The organism is Sphingobium sp. D43FB, from assembly GCF_002312805.1.
GTDB lineage: Bacteria > Pseudomonadota > Alphaproteobacteria > Sphingomonadales > Sphingomonadaceae > Sphingobium.
Map to the genome: position 1 here is coordinate 76,120 of NZ_NMUA01000013.1, position 20,208 is coordinate 96,327.

The 20,208-nt window shown below is 65.4% G+C and carries 17 protein-coding genes and 1 riboswitch; all 17 genes read right to left on the minus strand.

Annotated features, from left to right (window positions below; genetic code table 11):
* Window positions 1–5: 5 nt before the first annotated feature.
* The 17 genes from SxD43FB_RS12810 to SxD43FB_RS12890 all read right to left on the minus strand — a co-directional run bounded on the left by SxD43FB_RS12810 (window position 6) and on the right by SxD43FB_RS12890 (window position 20,189).
* Window positions 6–1,214 carry a cytochrome P450 gene (locus SxD43FB_RS12810; RefSeq protein WP_096062514.1) on the minus strand — a complete coding sequence of 403 codons (1,209 nt, stop codon included), beginning with the start codon at window positions 1,212–1,214 and terminating at the stop codon, window positions 6–8.
* A gap of 81 nt (window positions 1,215–1,295) precedes the next feature.
* Window positions 1,296–1,925 (minus strand): DUF938 domain-containing protein, encoded by a 630-nt coding sequence (locus tag SxD43FB_RS12815; RefSeq protein WP_096062515.1) that lies wholly within the window; start codon window positions 1,923–1,925, stop codon window positions 1,296–1,298.
* On the minus strand, window positions 1,922–3,490 hold the full coding sequence (gene gcvPB / locus SxD43FB_RS12820; RefSeq protein WP_096062516.1) for an aminomethyl-transferring glycine dehydrogenase subunit GcvPB: 1,569 nt from the start codon (window positions 3,488–3,490) through the stop codon (window positions 1,922–1,924). Before gcvPB ends, SxD43FB_RS12815 begins: the two co-directional genes overlap by 4 nt.
* 118 nt (window positions 3,491–3,608) lie before the next feature.
* Window positions 3,609–4,967 carry an aminomethyl-transferring glycine dehydrogenase subunit GcvPA gene (gene gcvPA, locus SxD43FB_RS12825; protein WP_096062517.1) on the minus strand — a complete coding sequence of 453 codons (1,359 nt, stop codon included), beginning with the start codon at window positions 4,965–4,967 and terminating at the stop codon, window positions 3,609–3,611.
* 123 nt (window positions 4,968–5,090) lie between these two features.
* Window positions 5,091–5,462, minus strand: a complete 372-nt coding sequence (gene gcvH, locus SxD43FB_RS12830; protein WP_096062518.1) for a glycine cleavage system protein GcvH — start codon at window positions 5,460–5,462, stop codon at window positions 5,091–5,093.
* 59 nt (window positions 5,463–5,521) lie between these two features.
* The gene (gene gcvT, locus SxD43FB_RS12835) at window positions 5,522–6,688 is read right to left on the minus strand and encodes a glycine cleavage system aminomethyltransferase GcvT (protein WP_096062519.1); all 1,167 of its coding nucleotides are present in this window, start codon (window positions 6,686–6,688) and stop codon (window positions 5,522–5,524) included.
* Between the two features lie 176 nt (window positions 6,689–6,864).
* Window positions 6,865–6,965: riboswitch (glycine riboswitch) on the minus strand.
* A 242-nt stretch (window positions 6,966–7,207) separates the two neighbouring features.
* Window positions 7,208–8,350, minus strand: coding sequence for a deoxyguanosinetriphosphate triphosphohydrolase (locus SxD43FB_RS12840; RefSeq protein WP_096062520.1), 1,143 nt, complete (start codon window positions 8,348–8,350; stop codon window positions 7,208–7,210).
* A gap of 11 nt (window positions 8,351–8,361) precedes the next feature.
* The gene (locus SxD43FB_RS12845; RefSeq protein ID WP_096062562.1) at window positions 8,362–10,161 is read right to left on the minus strand and encodes an SPOR domain-containing protein; all 1,800 of its coding nucleotides are present in this window, start codon (window positions 10,159–10,161) and stop codon (window positions 8,362–8,364) included.
* A gap of 163 nt (window positions 10,162–10,324) precedes the next feature.
* Window positions 10,325–11,740 (minus strand): cell division protein FtsZ, encoded by a 1,416-nt coding sequence (gene ftsZ / locus SxD43FB_RS12850; RefSeq protein ID WP_096062563.1) that lies wholly within the window; start codon window positions 11,738–11,740, stop codon window positions 10,325–10,327.
* 107 nt (window positions 11,741–11,847) lie between these two features.
* Window positions 11,848–13,134, minus strand: a complete 1,287-nt coding sequence (ftsA, locus tag SxD43FB_RS12855; RefSeq protein WP_037480110.1) for a cell division protein FtsA — start codon at window positions 13,132–13,134, stop codon at window positions 11,848–11,850.
* Between the two features lie 5 nt (window positions 13,135–13,139).
* Window positions 13,140–14,084 (minus strand): cell division protein FtsQ/DivIB, encoded by a 945-nt coding sequence (locus SxD43FB_RS12860; RefSeq protein WP_096062521.1) that lies wholly within the window; start codon window positions 14,082–14,084, stop codon window positions 13,140–13,142.
* Window positions 14,077–15,027, minus strand: a complete 951-nt coding sequence (locus SxD43FB_RS12865) for a D-alanine--D-alanine ligase (protein ID WP_096062522.1) — start codon at window positions 15,025–15,027, stop codon at window positions 14,077–14,079. The genes SxD43FB_RS12860 and SxD43FB_RS12865 overlap by 8 nt, the downstream gene beginning before the upstream one ends.
* A 112-nt stretch (window positions 15,028–15,139) precedes the next feature.
* On the minus strand, window positions 15,140–16,060 hold the full coding sequence (gene murB / locus SxD43FB_RS12870; RefSeq protein WP_176482770.1) for a UDP-N-acetylmuramate dehydrogenase: 921 nt from the start codon (window positions 16,058–16,060) through the stop codon (window positions 15,140–15,142).
* Window positions 16,030–16,227, minus strand: a complete 198-nt coding sequence (locus SxD43FB_RS12875; RefSeq protein WP_096062523.1) for a hypothetical protein — start codon at window positions 16,225–16,227, stop codon at window positions 16,030–16,032. Before SxD43FB_RS12875 ends, murB begins: the two co-directional genes overlap by 31 nt.
* Window positions 16,227–17,654 carry a UDP-N-acetylmuramate--L-alanine ligase gene (gene murC, locus SxD43FB_RS12880; protein WP_096062524.1) on the minus strand — a complete coding sequence of 476 codons (1,428 nt, stop codon included), beginning with the start codon at window positions 17,652–17,654 and terminating at the stop codon, window positions 16,227–16,229. The genes SxD43FB_RS12875 and murC overlap by 1 nt, the downstream gene beginning before the upstream one ends.
* A 169-nt stretch (window positions 17,655–17,823) precedes the next feature.
* Window positions 17,824–18,990, minus strand: coding sequence for an undecaprenyldiphospho-muramoylpentapeptide beta-N-acetylglucosaminyltransferase (gene murG / locus SxD43FB_RS12885; protein ID WP_096062525.1), 1,167 nt, complete (start codon window positions 18,988–18,990; stop codon window positions 17,824–17,826).
* Entirely contained in the window at window positions 18,987–20,189 is a 1,203-nt protein-coding gene (locus tag SxD43FB_RS12890; protein ID WP_069067025.1) for a putative peptidoglycan glycosyltransferase FtsW, read from the minus strand. The genes murG and SxD43FB_RS12890 overlap by 4 nt, the downstream gene beginning before the upstream one ends.
* Window positions 20,190–20,208 lie beyond the last annotated feature (19 nt).

A 20,208-nucleotide genomic window follows, 5' to 3' on the forward strand; every position in this document is an offset into this window, starting at 1 on the left:
GGCAATCAGTCCCAGCGCAAGGGCAGCGCAGTGCAGGCACCGACATTGCCGCCCTTCATCGTCACCGGGCGATCAGGATCGAGCCGAACGGTCGGCATCCGGCCCAGCCATTCGCGCAGGAACACGATCACCTCCATCCGCGCCAGCCCCGCCCCCACGCAGCGATGCGCGCCAACGCCCATCGTCGTATGCCGCGTCGCATTGAGCTTGCGGTCGAACCGCACGGCTTCGGGCGCATCGAAACTCGCCGGATCCAGATTATGGAGAACGCTCGGCAGATAGATGATATCCCCCGCCTTCAGCGTCACGCCATCCACCTCGACATCGGTCACCAGGTTGCGGCTGACCGAAACGGTCGGATAACGGCGCATCAATTCATCGGCGGCATCGGGGATCAAGTCCGGCCGATCTCGCAGCAAGGCCTGGTCCTGGGGATGGCGCGCCAGATGCAGCGCAACCATGCCGACCATCGCCACCACCGTATCCAGTCCGCCGAACAGCAGATTGCGGCACATGCGCCGCGCCTCATCCTCGCTCCATGCCCGCCCCTCGACCGGTTCGGACAGGATGCGGCTGAACAGGTCGTTGCCCGGATTGGCCATGCGCGCAGCGATATAGGGGGCGAGATAGTCGTCGGCCGCATCGCGCAATTGCTCGACGGTCATCGACCCATCGGGCCGCGTCAGTTGCGACCCCAGCGCCCGCAATCGCGGCCGGTCGGACAAGGGCACATCAATCAGCGTCAGGAAGATGTGCAGCGGCAATATTTCGGCGAAATCCGCCACGAAGTCGCACGAACCCCGGTCGATCAGTCCGTCGATCAATTCGCGCGCGACCTGCGTCACCTGCGGCTCCATCGCGACGACGAAGCGCGACGCAAAGCCCTTCATCACCGCCATGCGAAAGGGCTGATGCTCCGGCGGGTCTTGTTGCAGCGGAATGAAACGCATCACCTCACCAAGCCCCGGCGTCACCGCCAGCACTTCGCTCGACAGCCGGACATTGTCCGCCCAGAGTGCCCGGACAATCTCGCCGCGCGTCGCGATCCAGTGGCCGCCATTGGCGCTGGTCCATACGACGCCGGGACCATCCTCCCGCACCAGCGATTGCCACGCCGCGAAATAATCCTGTTCGACACCGGGCGGCGCGAAAATGTCGAAATCGACGATCCGATCTGCCGGAACATGGGCCGGCCGCACCATCATGCTCTGCATTAACCCTGCCTCCCTTGCCCTGTTTATCAGGCGAGAAGCTATCGCAGGGCCACGCTCTGGCAAGCTGTGACTAGCGGCAGGTCAGGAGCGGCGGAAGATCAGCGTCAGATTGTTTGCGGGCATCGCCTGAACGCGATCGAGCGCGAAACCCTGCGCCGTCGCCAGCGCCCCGACATCCTCCAACGCCCTTATGCCCCATCGCGGATCGCGCGCGCGCAAGCTGGCATCGAACTCCACATTGCTGGCCGCAGGCGCGACATCGGCCTGAAAATAGGGGCCGTAGAGGACCAGCGGTGCGCCCTTTGGCAAAAGCCGCGCGCCTTGCGTGAACAACCCCACTGTCGCGTCCCATGGGCTGATATGCGTCATATTGATGCACAAGATCGCATCCGCCCGGTCGATCGGCCAGTCAGCCGCTGCATCGAGCAGGATCGGCGCGCGCAAATTGGGCAGGCCCGCCTCCGCCCGCCACGCCTCGATCGATGCCAGCGCGGCCGGATCGGGATCGCTCGGTTGCCAGTCGAGCGCGGGCAGCGCGGCGGCGAAATGCACCGCATGTTCGCCGCTGCCACTCGCCACTTCCAGCACCCGCCCGGTGGATGGCAATGCCGCGCGCAGCACCGCCAATATTGCGTCCCGGTTCCGCAGCGTCGCGGGGGCGTGGCGCTTATACGCTTCGCCGTCCGCTTCGCCCGGAATCCAGACCGTCATTCCGCCGCCTGCGCCAGCGCCGGTTCACTCCAAGTTAGCACCGGCTTGCGCGCCGCCAGCGTCTCGTCCAGCCGGCGACGCGGCGCATGATAGGGGGCGCCCTTCAACGCTTCGTCCCCCGCCTTGGCCCGTTCCGCCAACGACCGCAGCGCCATAATGAACTGGTCGAGCGCCGCCTTGCTCTCGGTCTCGGTCGGCTCGATCAGCATCGCGCCATGGACGACCAGCGGGAAATACATGGTCATCGGGTGGAAGCCCTCGTCGATCAGCCCCTTGGCGATGTCGAGCGTCGTGAAGCCCTCGGCCAGCCCCTTGTCGCTGAACAGCGCCTCATGCATGCACGGCCCGCTGGTGCCGAACGGCGCGTCCAGCACATCGTCCAGGCTGCGCAGGATATAATTGGCGTTGAGGACCGCATCCTCCGCCACCTGCCGCAACCCGTCCGCGCCATGGCTCATGATATAGGCGAGCGCGCGGGTGAACATGCCCATCTGCCCGTGGAAGGCGACCATCCGGCCAAAGGTGCCGCCATGATGGTCCTGCGCGGATTCCTCCTCGATCAGGACGAACTGGTCGCCCTGCTTTTCGACGAACGGCAGCGGCGCATAGGGGGCCAGTGCCGCCGACAACACCACCGGGCCAGAGCCGGGACCACCGCCACCATGGGGCGTCGAGAAAGTCTTGTGCAGGTTGATATGCATCGCATCGACGCCCAGATCGCCCGGCCGCACCCGCCCGACGATGGCGTTAAAGTTGGCACCGTCACAATAGACAAACGCACCCACCGCATGGACGGCATCGGAAATCGTCTTGAGGTCGCGCTCGAACAGGCCGCACGTATTGGGATTGGTGATCATCACCGCCGCCACATCGGGGCCAAGCCGCGCCGTCAGCGCCGCCAGATCGACGCGGCCTTCGGGCGTCGCGGGAATATCCTCAACCTGATAGCCGCAAAAGGCCGCCGTGGCCGGATTGGTGCCATGCGCGCTTTCGGGCACCAGCACCACCGATCGGGCATCGCCCCGCGCCTCCAGCGCCGCACGGATCGCCAACAGGCCGCACAATTCGCCATGCGCCCCCGCCTTGGGGCTCATCGCCACACTATGCATCCCCGTCAGCGTCACCAGCCATTGTGCCAGTTCATGGATCACCGCCAGCGCGCCCTGCACCGTCGATTGCGGGGCCAGCGGATGCAGGTCCGCAAAACCGGGCATCCGCGCGACCTTTTCATTCAGGCGCGGATTATGCTTCATCGTGCAGGAACCGAGTGGAAACAGGCCGAGGTCAATGGCATAATTCTGCCGCGACAGGCGCGTATAATGGCGCACCGTTTCCTGTTCCGACAGGCCCGGCAGGCCGATCGCCTTGCGCTCCAGCCCGCCAAGACGGCTCGCCACCTTCGGCGCGGGCGCGAAATCGACGCCGGTCGTCTCGGTCGATCCGATCTCGAAGATCAGCGCCTCTTCCAGCATCAGCGCGCGATTACCCGTCGCCGTCGCCGGAGCCATATGCGCGTCCGCAACCGCGACCGGCGTGGTGGGACGGCCTTCCTTGAGCATGGTCATACGAACAAACCTTTCACCACAAACCGTTCGCCCTGAGCTTGTCGAAGGGCTGCACTTTTCTTCGGATAGAAGGACGGGGCTTCGACAAGCTCAGCCCGAACGGAATAAGGAGAGATGCTCATGCCAGTTCCTCCTCAAGCGCTATGGCCAGCGCCTCTATATCCTCTGCCGTCACCGTTTCGGTCACTGCGACGACCAGCCCCTTGCCGATCGCGGGTGCATCGGGGAACAGCCGCCCCAGCGACACGCCCCCCAGCACGCCCTTGTCGGCCAGGCTGCGCACGACATCGCGCGCATCCTTGGTCAGGACCAGGGTGAACTCATTGAAAAAACTGTCGTTGAGCAAGGTCACGCCCGGCACTTGCGCCAGCCGATCGGCGGCCTGCACGGCCAGGCCGTGATTAAGGCCCGCCATGTCCCGCAAGCCGCGTTCGCCCAGCAAGGTCATATGTATGCTGAACGCCAGCGCACACAGGCCCGAATTGGTGCAGATGTTCGACGTCGCCTTCTCGCGGCGGATATGCTGCTCGCGGGTGGACAGCGTCAGCACGAAGCCGCGCTTGCCCGCCGCGTCCACCGTCTCGCCGCACAAGCGGCCCGGCATCTGCCGCACATATTTCTGCTTGCACGCGAACAGGCCGAGATAGGGACCGCCAAATTGCAGGCCGACGCCGATCGACTGGCCCTCGCCCACGACGATGTCCGCGCCCATCTCGCCCGGCGGCACCAGCGCGCCCAGCGCCACCGGCTCCGTCACCACCGCCACCAGCAGCGCACCGGCCGCATGCACCGCATCGGCGAGCGGCGTCAGGTCGGCGACCCGCCCCAAAATGTCGGGATATTGCACCACGACGCAGCTCACATCCTTGTCGATCGCGGCGATCAGCGCGTCGATGTCCGTCTGCGCGGTCAGCGTCGGCGCGTCATGCGCCAGCACGTCGCCGGTGAACTTCGCCATCGTCCGCGCGACCGACACATAATGGGGGTGCAGGCCCGACGACAGGATCGCCTTGCCGCGCTTGGTGATACGCCGCGCCATACCGATCGCTTCCCAGCAGGCGGTCGACCCATCATACATGGACGCATTGGCGACGTCGCAGCCCAGCAGGCGCGCGACCTGCGTCTGGAATTCGAACAAGACCTGCAGCGTCCCCTGCGCGATTTCCGGCTGATAAGGGGTATAGGCGGTCAGAAACTCGCCGCGCTGGATCAGATGATCGACGCTGGCGGGCACATGATGCTTATACGCGCCCGCGCCCAGGAAGAAGGGCGCTTCCCCCGCCGACAAATTCTGCCGCGCCAGCTTGCTCATATGCCGCTCGACCGCCAATTCGCTGGCATGATCGGGCAGGCCTTCGATCTGGCCGGAAAGCCGAGCCTCGGCAGGCACATCCACGAACAGATCATCGATCGACGCCGCGCCAATGGTGGCAAGCATCGCCTGCCGGTCAGTGTCGGTAAGGGGTAGGTAGCGCATTTCTTGCTCCTTCTCCCCTCCCCTTCAGGGGAGGGGCCGGGGGTGGGGGATGTCCGCCAGACGCAGCATTAGGGGCACGCCCCCACCCCAACCCCTCCCCTGAAGGGGAGGGGCTATGATTGATTACAACGCAGCGACGAACTTCTTATACGCCGCTTCGGTCATCAGCCCTTCCAGCTCGCTCATGTCGGTGATGCGCAGCTTGAAGAACCAGCCATCCTCTTCGGCATCGCTGTTCACGAGCGCAGGCTCGTCCTCCAGCGCGCCATTGGCTTCGACCACTTCACCCGAAATCGGCGCATAGACGTCGGACGCGGCTTTGACCGATTCCACCACAGCGGCGTCATCGCCCTTGTCGAAGGTCGCGCCTTCGACCGGCAGTTCGACGAACACGATGTCGCCCAATTGCTCCTGGGCAAAGTCGGTGATGCCGACCGTGGCGATCTCGCCCTCGACGTCGATCCACTCATGTTCTTCGGTAAAATAACGGCTCATGATGATAGTCTCCGGAATGATTGCTTGAAAATCATGATCACAAAAAGTCGGAACAAGAATTAGGCGGTCGCGCGGCGATAGCGGTGCGGCACGAACGGCATCGGCACCACCGTCGCGCTGATGCGCTTGCCGCGCACGTCGATCTCCAGCGCGGTGTCGAGCGCGCTATGCGGCAGGCTGACCCAGCCCATGGCGATCGGCGCGCCCAGGCTCGGCGCAAAGCCGCCCGACGTCACTTCCCCGACCAGATTGTCACCGACAAAGATTTGCGCGCCCTCCCGCGCGGGCAGACGCCCCTGGATCTTCAAGCCCACGCGCTTGGTGCCTGGGCCATCGGCCAGTTCCTTCATCACCCGGCCATGGCCAATGAAGCCGCCCTCCGCGCGCCGACGCTTGCCGATCGCAAAGCCCAGGTCCGCGCCAATCGTGCTGACCGCCGGCGTCAGGTCATGGCCGTAAAGCGGCAGCCCGGCTTCGAGCCGGAGCGAATCCCGCGCGCCAAGGCCGATCGGCTTGACCTGGCGAAGCGCACACAACGCATCAGCAAAGCCCTCGGCGGCGTCCGCAGGCAGGCTGATCTCGAACCCATCCTCGCCGGTATAGCCCGACCGGCTGATCCACAGCGCCACGCCGTTCCAGTCGAACGCGCCGCACTGCATGAAGGTCAGGTCCGCCGTCCCCGGCACCAACGCGGCCATCGCCTCGCCTGCCTCCGGCCCCTGCAACGCCAGCAGCGCCTGCTCGTCCATATGGTTCATCACGACCTCGTCGGGCAGATGCTCGATCATCCAGGCCATGTCGTCATATTTGGTCGCGCCGTTGACGACCATATAGATCGCCGCGCCATCGAACGCCCCATCGGCCGGGCGCGCGACCATCAGGTCGTCGAGAATGCCGCCATCCTGATCCAGCAGCATCGAATAACGCTGGCGACCGGGCTTCAACCCCTTGATATCGGCTGGCAGCATCGCTTCCAGCGCTTCGTCCACGCCCTCACCCGAAAAGCCGATCTGCCCCATATGGCTGACATCGAACAGCCCGGCATGTTCGCGGGTCCAGCTATGTTCGGCCATGATGCCATCATAATGGATCGGCATATGATAGCCCGCAAAGCCGACCATGCGCGCGCCCTGCGCACGGTGCCAGGCGTCGAGCGGCAGCGCTTCAAGCGGCAAGGCCTCTTCGAGCGTAGCTACATCATCATTTGAGTCATAGGTGGCGGTCATCGGACGGCCTTTCCGTGAGAGGGTTGCAGCGACGTTCAGCCCGGCCCGCACCGGACCGCTTCTGTTCGTCACCCCCTCTGTCACGGGAACCTGAGAGCTTTGACCAGCGGCCTTGCGGCCACATGGCTTACCCCTTCGGTGGGACGAGATAACTCGTCCGCTTTCCAGAGTGCCTTGCGCGCGATGCGGTCCATTGGCCTGAGAGATTCCGGGGCGGTTGCTCCTTCGGCGACGGGGACGGCCTCAAAGGCCACCCATGCTCTCCCGCATCATGCCCAGCGCCGAATCCTCGACACCGGAGACGTCCTAGGCATTGCGACAAAGGACAGGACACGTCAATCGCCTATCATCCTCCCCTTGGGGCTGGATGGCTGCGGCGGGCAGCATGTCGGAAGCTACGCCTATCGCATCAACCCCACCCCGTTCGGGCTGAGCCTGTCGAAGCCCCCTTCCCTTCTGCCAGAAATGCCCTTCGACAAGCTCAGGGCGAACGGAAGAAGGATGAGCCTTCCCCCTAACCTACCCAAATATCTCCGCATGCCGCTTCTCGGCATAACGGTCCGTCATCCCGGCGATGAAGTCCGTAATGTGGCGACTACGCGCCGGTTCGGCCAACACACACTCGTCGCGCCATTCAGGCGGCATCAGGCCCGGCTCTTCCTGATAGGCGCGGAACAGGTCGGTCACGACCACCCGCGCCCGGTCGGCCGCTGCCATTTGCTCTGGATGATGATAAAGCGTGGCATACATGAAGCGCTTGAGGTCGCGCTCCTGCGCCGCCAGCTCCGGCGAGAAGCCGACCAGCGTGCGGCCCAGCGCGCGCACATCCTCGACCGTTTCGACCCGCGATTCCGCGATATTCGCCCGCGTCGCCGCCAGCAGGTCGTTGGCCATCACGCCGATCTGCTCGCGCACCAGTTCGCGCAGCAGGCCGTCCTGCGGAACGTCGGGATAGCGGGTCCGCACCCGGTCCCAACATGAGGCGACGAACGGCACCTCCAGCAACTGTTCCAGCGTCAGCAAACCCGCCCGCAAGCCATCATCAATGTCATGGTTGTCATAGGCAATATCATCCGAAATCGCCGCCAACTGCGCCTCCAGCGAGGCATGGCTCGTCAGGTCCAGCGGAAACAGCGCATCCAGTTCGCGCATCGCCCAGCCGGGATGCTCGATCGGCCCATTATGCTTGGCCAACCCCTCCAGCATCTCCCAGCTGAGATTCAGCCCCTTGAAGCGCGGATAGGGGCTTTCCAGCAGCATCAGCGTGCGCAGCGTGTGGGCATTATGGTCGAACCCGCCATGATCCTCCATCGCCACTTCCAGCGCATCCTCGCCCGCATGGCCGAAGGGCGGATGGCCGATATCATGCGCCAGGCACAGCGCCTCGGTCAGATCCTCGTTCAGCCCCAGCGTGCGCGCGGTGGTACGACCGATCTGCGCGACCTCCAGGCTGTGGGTCAGGCGGACGCGGAAATGATCGCCATCGGGCGACACGAACACCTGCGTCTTGTGGCGCAACCGGCGAAAGGCGATCGAATGGATGATGCGGTCGCGGTCGCGCTGGAACATGTCACGCGGCCCGCGCACCTCCCCGCCCGGTTCGGCATGAAGCCGTCCCCGGCTGGCGGCGGGGTGGCAGGCATAGGAAGCAAGGATCGTCATGGGACGTCCTCTTACTGGCCGCCCAGCCTTTCGACCACCTCTCCCGCGCTGCTTTTCCACGCAAAGGCATCGCCACCGGCAGCCTTGATCTTGTCCTCCAGCGCCTTGGCGCGCGCGAAGTTGGGGAACGGCCCGACCAGCAGGCGGTTGGTCTGGCCCCAGTTCGCGCTCCAGCCATCCTGCGCGGACAGGCTGTCATATTTTTTGCGCAGCGCATTGAGCGTGAAGGAGAGGCCCGATTTGCTCGCCCCGATGCCGATCTGCAACCAGTTGCGCGACGGATTGTCGGCCAGCTTCTTCTTTTCTTCGGCTTCCTTCTTCGCCTTGGCGTCGGCTTCCGCCTTGGCCTTGGCCAGCGCCGCCTTCTTCACCTTGTCGGCAGCGGCCTGCCGCTCGGCGCGGCGCGCCGCCTGCAGCGCGGCGATCTCCTCCAGATCGACGGCAGCGACACGCGCCTGTCGCTCCGCTTCGGGCACGTCGATCGCGCGAATGATGTCGGCCAGCGTCCGCGTCGCCCCCGGATCAGGCTGCGGCGGCGCAGCGGGCACGGATTGAACCATGGCCGGCTGCGGCGCGGTCTGCGGCGCAGGCGACGGCGCGACGGTGGCTACCGATTCGAAGCCCGGCGCGGGCGGCCCCTGCACCGCTGTAGCGGGCGCATTCGCCTGCCGCACCGGCGGCGGCGTTGGATCCGGGGTCGGCGCGCTTGCCTGGACGGATGGCGCAACCGCCGCCGGTGCCGTCTGCGCTGGCGCAGGGCCTGGGGTCGGCTGAACCATCGGCGTCGGGGGCGGCGCGGGCGTAGGTTGCACCATCGGCGTGGGCGTGGGCGTGGGCGTGGGCGTGGGCGTGGGCGTGGGCGTGGGCTGAACCGCCGGCATCGCCTGACGTTGCGTCTGCGCCCGTGCCATCGCCACGCGGGCGGGCGTTTCAGATCGGGCCAAGCGCGCAGCCTCGCGCCGCTGGCGTTGCTGTTCGGCGCGGCGGGCCCGCGCGCTTTGCGGTCGATTGGTCGGCGCGGCGGCGACCGCAACCGGTGCGGCTGGCACCACGACCTGCGGCGTGCCGGGCGCTGGCGGGGTCGGCGTGATCGCCGCGATGCGCGTGCCGGTCTGCGCCGGGAACTGCCCGAAATGCACCGCCGCCGCCTTTTGCGGCGCGGTCAGATAGGGCATTTTCTGCATATAGGGGACGATCGCCGCCGCGAGTTGCGCGGGCATGGTCTGGTCGGCCACCTTGCGCGCTTCGGCCTGCTGGTTGTTCATCGCCAGGATGAACGCGCGATAGCGCCATGCCGCCCGGTCGCTCTTGTAGAGCAACGGCTCCAAAGCCCGCTCCGCCGCCGCCACCTGGCCCGATATGCCCAGCGACGCGGCATAGCGGCGGATCAGTTCGGCGTCATTGGGCGTCCGCTGCAACGCGGCCTGATAGTCGCGCTGCGCCCCGGCCTGATCGCCGGTCATGTCCCGCGCCAGCCCGCGATCCGCCAAAATCGTCGCGTCGGCAAAGCCCAGCCGCCCCGCCTGATCGAACAGCCGCACCGCCTCCGCCGGGTTCTGCAGCTTCAGATTGACGCGCGCCAGCCCCACCTTGATCCGGCCATTGCCGCTGGTGATCGTATCGGCACGCGCAAAGAAACCCGCCGCCGCGCGCGGATCGTCCAGCGCCAGCGCCGCCTCCCCCGCCCCGATCAACGCATCCACGTCGCGCGGATTGGCCGACAGGCGCGCCAGATTGCTGTTGAGGTCGGCGGCGCCAAGGGGACGGACCAGTTGCGCCTGATCGGTTTGCGCCTGGGCGGTTCCGGCCATCAGCAGGCCGCCAAGAATCCATGAAAGATATTGTGTCACATCCGCGCTCTAGCGGATCAAGGCGCGAATAGGAAATCGCCCAAACAAAAAAGCGCGCCGTGCTGCCCCATAGGACAGACGGCGCGCTGCATGACCGGCGCGGCGTGGGCCGCGCGCGATGATCTTACTGGTTGTTCTGGCGGTTCAGGAAGCGGGGAATGTCGACACCGGCGGCGTCGTCACCACCCGGCACCTTGTCCGCGCCACGGGTCAGGCCCGCCATCCGCTCGAACAATGTTCCGCCGCTTGCGACGCGCGGTGCGGCAGGGGCTGCGGCGGGTGCAGCATTGTCCGCACCCAGCACCAGTTCGTCCTGATCCGGCCCTTCGTCGGAAAACACCGCTGCAGGCTTGGGCGCGGCGAAGGGCGCGGGGGCCGCTTCGACCGGCGCAGGTGCAGGCGGCGCGGGGACGTCCAGTTCCAGTGTTTCGGGTTCCGGCGCAGGTGCTGCGGCCGGCGCAGGCTGCGGCGCGGGCGTCGCGGCCTTGGGCGCACCACCCTGCTGCGGCACCGACACGGCGGGACGGCTGGCAAAGCTGAACGGCTGCGTCAACGGCGCGGCATGGTTGCCGATCTCATTGTCGATGCCGGTGGCGACCACCGACACGCGGATCTTGCCGTTGAGATTGTCGTTGAACGCGCTGCCCCAGATGATGTTCGCGTCCGGGTCCACCAGTTCGCGGATATGGTTGGCGGCTTCGTCCACTTCCATCAGGCGCATGTCCTCGCCGCCGACGATGGAGACGATCACGCCCTTCGCGCCGCGCATCGACACGCCGTCGAGCAGCGGGTTGGCGATCGCCTTCTCGGCCGCCTGCAAAGCACGGCCGTCGCCTTCCGCTTCGCCGGTGCCCATCATCGCCTTGCCCATTTCGCCCATCACCGACCGCACGTCGGCAAAGTCGAGGTTGATGAGGCCGGGCATGATCATCAGGTCGGTGATGCTGCGCACGCCCTGCTGCAACACTTCGTCCGCCATCTGGAACGCTTCCTTAAAGGTCGTGTTCGGATTGGCGATCAGGAACAGATTCTGGTTCGGAATGACGATCAGCGTATCGACATGCTTCTGTAGCTCATCGATGCCGCTTTCCGCCGACTTCATGCGGCGATTGCCCTCGAAGGTGAAGGGCTTGGTTACGACGCCGACGGTCAGGATGCCACGCTCACGCGCCGCCTTGGCGATGACGGGGGCCGCGCCAGTGCCGGTGCCGCCACCCATGCCCGCGGTGATGAAGCACATATGCGCGCCTTCCAGCGCCGCTTCGACCATGGCGATGGTTTCTTCCGCCGCCGCCTTGCCGATTTCGGGGCGCGATCCGGCACCCAGACCCTCGGTGATCTGGGGCCCAAGCTGGATGCGGCGTTCGGCCGGCGAGCTGTTAAGCGCCTGCGCGTCGGTATTGGCGACGATGAAATCGACGCCCTCGACATTGGCGGCGATCATGTTCGCGATGGCATTGCCGCCCGCGCCGCCGACGCCGATCACCGCGATCCGCGGCTTCAGTTCGTCCACATGCGGTGGGCTGATTTCAATGCTCATATATTCTGCTCCCTCAGCTTCCTCGTCAGGAAGCGAAACCGTCATTAATTGTTAACACCAGAAAATAGGGGATTTCACCAGCTATTTTCGTTTCATTCCAAATTCGGTCAATAGTTTGTCTTCATCGCGCGCATCATCCGCTGCCACCAGAGCGGAGTCCCCAGACGATGCACCGTCTGCGGCGACGGCGCCATCGTTCGGAGATCAACCGGGTTGGAAGCACCGTAAAGCGCCAGACCCGCCAAAGTTGCAAAGGCCGGGCCACTATGCGCTTCGGGCATGGCGGACAAGCCCCGTGGCCGCCCGATCCGCACGGCCCGGCCCAGCGCGCCCTGCGCATAATCGGCAATGCCCTTCATTTCCGCGCCGCCACCGGTCAACACCACCTGCCGCCCGGTCGGCGTGTTGAACCCCATGCCCGCCAGCGCCGTGTTCACTTCGGCCATGATCTGGTTCAACCGTTCGCAAATGACGCCGACCAGCGCCGCACGGGTGATCTTGCCCCCCTCCGCATTCGGCCCGGCCGCCTGCCCCGCCGCCGCACTTTCGCCATGGGGCGCGGCAATCTCGATCATCTCGCGGAAATCGCGCGGATTCTGCATCGCCGAGCCGTAGAAGCATTTGATCCGCTCCGCCTGGCTGCGGCGAATGCCAAAGGCCGACGCGATATCGTCGGTAATGTCCGCCGCGCCGATCGGGATGCTGTGCAGCCCCACCAACATGCCACCCGCATAAAGCGAGACATTGGTCACCCCCGCCCCGATTTCCACCAGCGCCACGCCCAGGTCGCGCTCCTCTTCGGACAGGCAGGCGAGGCCAGTGGCGATCGGCGCGGCGACGATCGAATTGACGTTCAGATACGCCCCCCGCACACACAGGTCGAGATTGGCGAGCGGCGCGCCATCGGCCAGCACGACATGGATATCCACGCCCAGCAGGTCCGCATGCATCCCCAAGGGCTTCTTGACCGGCACCCGGCCATTGATGGTGAAGCAGGTCGGCTGGGCATGCAGCACGACCCGGCCATCGGGGTCGATGCCCTGCTGCCCCGTGGTCAGCAGATCATCGATATCCGCCTGCTCGATGCGATAGCCCGCCATGTCGCGTTCGACCGTGACGACATCGCTGACCAGGCTACCGCCCGAAAAGCTGACCCAGACATCCTCGATATTGGTGCCTGCAACCCGCTCGGCCTGCTCGATCGTCTCGCGTACCGCGAGTTCGGTGCGCTCCATGTCGGCGATGAAGCCGCGCCGCACGCCCCGGCTCTCGCGCTGGCCCGTGCCCAATATCGCCAGTTCGCCCGTATCGGTCCGCCCCGCGATCAAGGCGGAGACCTTCCACGACCCGATGTCGATCGCGGTGATCAGCTTTTCGACCTTGGGCTGCGCCATGCGGTTTAGCCCTCTTCCTCCGCGGGCGCAGCGCTCGCGGTCTTGCCGTCGGTGGCCATCGGCTTGTCTTCGACCTTGCCCTGCGGCAGGCGCAGGACGAAACGATCGGGGTCACGCATGTCGAACTTGACGATTCCGCGCCCCAGCAGGCGGTTGACGCCATCCATGCGCGCGAAATTCACCAAAGCCGCCGCGCTCCCCTTGTCGCCTTCGGGCAGGGACAAGGTTTCGCCCGACTGGAACCGCAGATCCCAGCGGCGGTTTCCCACCCAGGTCGCCCCCGCCAGCATCGGCTTCAACGCGGGCGCATTGTCCATCAGCGCATTCAGCCCCGCCGTCTGCCGATTGGCGTCCGGTCCCACCACTAGCGGCAGGTCGGGCATCGCATTGGCCGACACAGGTTGCAGCACCACGCCCGTCACGTCGATCAGGTGCAGTCGCCCGCCATGCTGCCACACCGCCACTGGATCGCGCTCGACGATGTCCACCACCAGCGTATCGGGCAGGCGGCGGGAAATGCGCGCATCCTTGATCCAGCCGAGTTTCAGCATCTCACTGCGCACCTTGGGCAGGTCGAGCGACAGCATCGAACGATCCACCTGTCCCAGCGCGATATTATAGACCGGCAGCTCGTCCATCCGCTCGACGCCGCGCACCTCGACCTTGTCGACCTCGAACCCGGCGCGCGCGGCCAGCAAAGCCGCCTGCTTATGCGCCATGGCGGGCACGCCGAAGAACATCGCGACGCCGACCACGCCCGCGCCGAAAATGCCAACAATCGCCCAGCTCGCCATGCGTTGCAGCGTCGCTTCGCTGACCGGCAGCGCCTCGATCACTCGGTCCAGCGTCGATTTCCGCTTGAGCGTGCGGCCGCGCCGCCCCTTGGTCGCCGTATCGCGCGCGCTGCTCAATCGCGTGGAGCCGCCCCGTCGGATGCGTGTTTCAGCCATGTTCCGTCCCCCCGGCGCGCGACAGCGCTTGCTCGACAATAGTCTCTACCAACGTGGCATAGTCAATGCCCAGCTTCGCCGCCTGTTCGGGGACGAGGCTGAGCGGCGTCATGCCCGGCTGGGTGTTGACCTCCAGCAGATAGAGCCCCTCGATCCCCTGTTCGTCGTCCCAGCGAAAATCGGCGCGCGACGCCCCCTGGCAGCCCAGCAATTGATGCGCGCGCAGCGCGATCGCCTTGCACGCTTCGGTGATGTCGGGCGGAATATCGGCCGGGCAGACATGCTCCGTCATGCCATCGGTATATTTGGCATCGAAATCGTAAAAGCCGCTCTTGGGGCGCAATTCCGTCACCAGCAGCGCTTCATCGCCCAGCACGGCCGTCGTCAGTTCGCGCCCGCGAATATAGGGTTCGGCCAGCAGTTCGGGGAAATCCTGCCACGGGCCGACACTGTCGCGACCGATGGGATCGCCATAATTGCCCTCGGACGTGACGATCGCCACGCCGACCGAACTGCCTTCATTGACCGGCTTCAACACATAGGGACGCGGCAACGGATCGCCCGCAAACAGGCTCTCGCTCGCCACGATCTTGCCGCCGGGCATGGGGATGCCATGCGGCACCAGCGCCTGCTTGGTCAGCTGCTTGTCGATCGCGATGACCGACGTCGCCAGCCCCGAATGAGTGTAGGTCAGGCCCATCAGGTCCATCATACCCTGCACCGTGCCATCTTCCCCCGGCACACCATGCAACGCGTTGAACACCACATCGGCCTTGGCCTCGGCGAGACGCGCCGCGACGTCACGATCCATATCGATCCGCGTGACCCGATGCCCACGCGATTCCAGCGCCTTGGCAACGCCCTCCCCGCTCATGAGGGAAACAGGCCGCTCTGCCGACCAGCCACCCATCAGGACGGCGACATGCCAGGGACCACGGGTCATCGATCAATCTCCGTCATCCCAGCGAACGCTGGGATCTCTCTTTTCTGTCTGCGCGGCGCAAGAAGGCAGTGGGATCCCAGCGTTCGCTGGGATGACGGGAAGAGAATGCCGCTCACTTCACCATCCCCACCCGCTGAATTTCCCATTCCAGTTCCACGCCGCTCTTGTCCTTCACCCGCCGCCGCACTTCTTCGCCCAACGCTTCGATGTCCGCGCTGGTGGCGTCGCCCAGGTTGAGCAGAAAATTGGTGTGCTTCTCGCTCACCTGCGCGCCGCCCAGTTGCAGGCCGCGACAGCCCGCTTCATCCACCAGCGCCCAGGCTTTGTGCCCGTCGGGATTCTTGAAGGTCGATCCGCCGGTCTTGCTGCGCAATGGCTGGCTGGCTTCGCGCGCGGCGGCGATCCGGTCCATTTCCGCCTGGATCGCGGCCGGTTCACCGGGAACGCCGCGAAAGGTCGCGCTGACCACGACGGCCCCTTCCGGCAGGGTCGAGTGGCGATAGCTATAGCCCAGCTCATCCCTGGAAAGCGTGACCCGCTCGCCCGACCGCAGCACCACGTCGCATGACACCAATATGTCGCACGTCTCGCGGCCATAAGCGCCGCCATTCATCCGCACGAACCCGCCGACCGTGCCGGGGATCGAACGCAGAAATTCCAGCCCCGCTATCCCCTTGTCCCGCGCGGTCGAGGACACGAGGATGCCCGACGTCCCGCCGCCGCAGACCAGGGTGGTCGCGTCCAGCGCCTCGACAGTCGCGAACGGCTTGCCCAGCCGCACCACCACACCCGGCACCCCGCCATCGCGTATGATCAGATTGGAACCAAGGCCGATCGCCATCACCGGCACCGCCGGATCGAGCGCGGACAGCAAATCGGACAAGTCCTGCGCATCCTTCGGCTCGAACAGCCATTGCGCCGCGCCGCCCGCCTTGAACCAGACAAGCGGGGCCAGCGGCGCATCGGGCTTTATCGTGCCACGGACAGCAGGAAGGGCCAGGCTCAACCGCGCACTCCCCACATATTCATCCATTTTTTCATGGACTTAATGCCAGCCTCTTGCGCCTGAGTCGCGGTCACGCCGGCCTGTACGTTTTGCTGTGCGGCATCGATCATGTCGCGCGCGGCTTCGACGCCCTGCATCTGCACGTCGATCATCCGCTTCTGCATTTCCAGGCCAACGGCGAACAGTTCGAACATCAGACCGCTTCCTTGACCTTGGCGGACACCGCCGCCGCAAGGCCTGCCGCCCATTTGGTGATGTCGCCCGCGCCCAGGCAGACGATCATGTCATCCGGCTGGATATCGGCGGCGATCGCATCGATCAGTTCGTCCATATCTGCCACGGTCGAAGCATGGCGATGCCCCCGGCGCTTGAGCCCCGCGACCAGCGCGGCGCTGTCCACACCCTCGATCGGCTGCTCGCCAGCCGTATAGACCGGAGCCGCATAAACCATGTCCGCATCGTTGAACGCTTGCTGGAAATCATCCATCAAATCGCGCAGTCGCGTGAAGCGATGCGGCTGGACGACGGCGATCACGCGCCCCTGCGCACCTTCGCGCGCTGCTGCCAGCACGGCTTTGATCTCGACCGGATGGTGGCCATAATCGTCGATCACGATGGCACTGCCAGCCCCGACCGCAATCTCGCCGACCTTGGTGAAGCGCCGCTTGACCCCGCCGAACTTGGCGAAGCCCGTCTGGATCGTCGCATCGTCGATCCCCATATGCAGCGCCACGCCGATCGCCGCCATCGCGTTCAGCACATTATGGCGCCCCGGCATCGGCATTTCGATCCCCTCGATCTTCCGCGTAGATCCATCGCGCTCGCGCACCTGGATATCGAAGCGGTTGCCGCCGGGGAAGCTCACCACATTGTCGCCGCGAATATCGGCCTGCGCCGAAAAGCCATAGGTCACGATCCGCCGGTCCTGCACGCGCGGCAGGATCGCCTGTACTTCGGGATGGTCGAGGCACAGCAGCGCCGCGCCATAGAAAGGCACATTGCCGACAAATTCGACAAAGGCGTCCTTCACCCGGTCGAAATCGCCATAATGGTCGAGATGTTCGGGGTCGATATTGGTGACGACGGCGATGGTGCCGTCCAGCCGCAGGAAGCTGCCGTCGCTCTCGTCGGCCTCCACCACCATCCAGTCGCTATTGCCCAGCCGCGCGTTGGAGCCATAGCTGTTGATGATGCCGCCATTGATGACCGTAGGGTCCACCCCGCCAGCATCGAGCAACGCCGCGACCATCGACGTCGTCGTGGTCTTGCCATGCGTCCCCGCGACGGCAACGGTGGATTTGAGCCGCATCAACTCGGCCAGCATCTCCGCCCGCCGGATGACCGGCACGCGCGTTTCCAGCGCCAGCTCGACCTCCGGGTTGCCGCGCTTGATCGCGGTGGACGTCACCACCACGGCGGCATCGCCCAGATTTTCCGCCTTATGGCCGATCATCACACGAATGCCCTTGGCGCGCAGTCCTTCGACCACATAGCCTTCGGCCACGTCCGATCCCTGAACATCATAGCCCAGATTGTGCATCACCTCGGCAATGCCCGACATGCCGATGCCGCCAATGCCGATGAAATGGATCGTGCCGATGTCCGTGCCGACACCCTTCATGAGCGAGATTCCTTCAGGTTCATCATGTTGTGATCCTCCCCTGGCAGGGGAGGTGGCAGGGCGTAGCCCTGACGGAGGGGTGTCACGCTCTCGATAGGGCGACACCCCTCCACCGGCTTCGCCGGTCCCCCTCCCCTTACAGGGGAGGATGCATAGGCCGCGATCTGGCTCACGCCGGAACCCCCGCCAGATTCAGCGTCGTCGGCATCGGCCCAACTCGCACCGGATCATTGACGATCGGCGCGTGGCCGATGCTTTCCAGCAGGTCCGCCATGTCGCGCGCGGCGTTGGGACGGCCGCAGCCCCATGCGCGCTTCGCAGCGTTCTGCAGCGCGCCCGGCTCCATCGCCATCTTCTGCATCTGCTTGGCCAGTTCGACGGCGGTAAAGCGCGCCTGCGTAATGGTGCGCGCGCCGCCTGCCTCGGTCATCTCGCGCGCATTGGCGGTCTGGTGATCGTCCATCGCACTCGGCAAGGGGATCAGGATCGCGGGCCGCCCGGCGCACGTCAGTTCCGCCAGCGTCGAAGCCCCCGCCCGCGCGATCACCAGATGCGCCCAGCCCAATTTCTCCGGCACATCGTTGAAATAGGTGGCGAGGTCGGCGGGGATTTCCATCTCCGCATAGGTTTTGCGCACGCGATCAATATCCTCGGCGCGGCATTGCTGCGTGACCTGCAACCGGCGGCGCAGCGCGACCGGCAGCATCGACAGGCCTTCGGGCACGACGCTCGACAGGATGGACGCCCCCTGGCTGCCGCCGATCACCAGCACCCGGAACACGCTTTCCTCGGTCAGCGCCGGGAAATCCTCGTCGCGCAGGGCTTTCACCTCCTCGCGCACCGGATTGCCGATCAGATGGACCTTCGCGTCATATTTGGACTTGAGCCGCTCGACCCCCGGATAGGCCGTCGCGATCGCATCGACCCGCCCGGCGAGCAGGCGGTTGACCCGGCCCAGCACCGCATTTTGTTCATGGATCGCGGTCGGAATGCCATCGGCCAGTGCCCCCAGCAAGGCGGGCATGGCGGGATAGCCGCCGAAGCCGACGACCGCGGTGGGCCGAAACGTCTCGTTCAACCGCCGCGACATGGCGCGCCCGGCGAGGATCGCCTTCAATGCCCCCGGCCAACTCGCCGGGTTCTTCGTCATGCGCCCCGCTGGCATGATATGCACTTGCGCCCGGTCGAAGATACCGGGGATCTTCGCGCCCCGCTCATCCGTGACCAACGCGACATGATGGCCGCGCGCCATCAACTCTTCGGCCACCGCATGGGCGGGAATCATATGACCCCCCGTCCCGCCAGCGGCCAGGACGAAGTGACGGGAAATGCTCATCGACCACTCCATTTGACGACCGTATGCCGACCCATGAAGGGGTTGCGTCGCGTGAAGGCGAGCAACAGGCCGACGCCGATGCAAAGCGCGAGCATAGAGGAGCCGCCATAGCTGATAAAGGGCAGCGTCATGCCCTTGGACGGAAATATCTGCGCATTGACGCCCATATTGATGATCGCCTGCAATCCAAACTGGGTGGTGAGGCCCGCGGCGGCCAAAATGGTGAACACATCTTCCTCGTCCAGCAGGCGCAGCAGCACCCGCACGATGATGGCGAGATAGACGCAGGCGATGGCGATGCAGGCCAGCAGCCCGAACTCTTCGCCGATCACCGAGAAGATATAGTCGGTATGCGCTTCGGGCAGGCGGAATTTATGCTGGCCCCCGCCCGGCCCGACGCCGGTGAAGCCGCCATGGGTGATGGTGCGGAAGGCCAGGTCGGTCTGGTCGGGGCCCGCACTCTCGTCCACGCCGATGCCCAGAAAGTCGTTGAAGCGCTGGCGGCCATTTTCATAGAACATATAGACCGCGACCAACCCCGCGAGGCCTGCGCCGATCAGCGCGCCGATCGCCCGCATCGACACGCCCGACAACAGCAGCAACACGCCCCAGCAGGCGCAGAAGATCACCGTCTGGCCGAAATCGGGCTGGCGCATCAGGACGAGCGCGATCAGCGCCGTGGTCACGCCGGTCAGCGGGATGACCGGCAAAGTCTGGTCCTTGCCGCGCAGCGACAGCAACCAGGCCAGCGTCACGACATAAGCGGGCTTGAGAAATTCTGACGGCTGGAAGCGGAAGCCGGGCAAGTCGATCCACCGCTTCGCCCCGTTCACCGTACTGCCAAGCAACGGCACCACCAGCAGCATCACGAAGAAGAACATAGCCATGAAGGTCGCCAGCCGCCGCGCCTGCGGCCGGGGCAGCATGGAAATGACCAGCATGATCGGCAGGCCAAGCAGCACGAAGAAGAGCTGGCGATAGAAATAGACGAGCGGATTGACCGCGATCTGCGCGGTCGACCGATCGATCGCGGCCACGGGCGAAGCAGCGGCGACCGCCACCAGCCCGATCGCCATCAGCGCGACGATCAGCGACAGGAGGACGCGATCGATCTCCCAGAACCAGATGGCAAGCGCGGTGCGTTCGCGCGGCACGGTGCGGGTGCGAAAACCCTTCACCAGGTCGCCAGCTCTAGACATGCGCGTCGTCCCTTCCCTG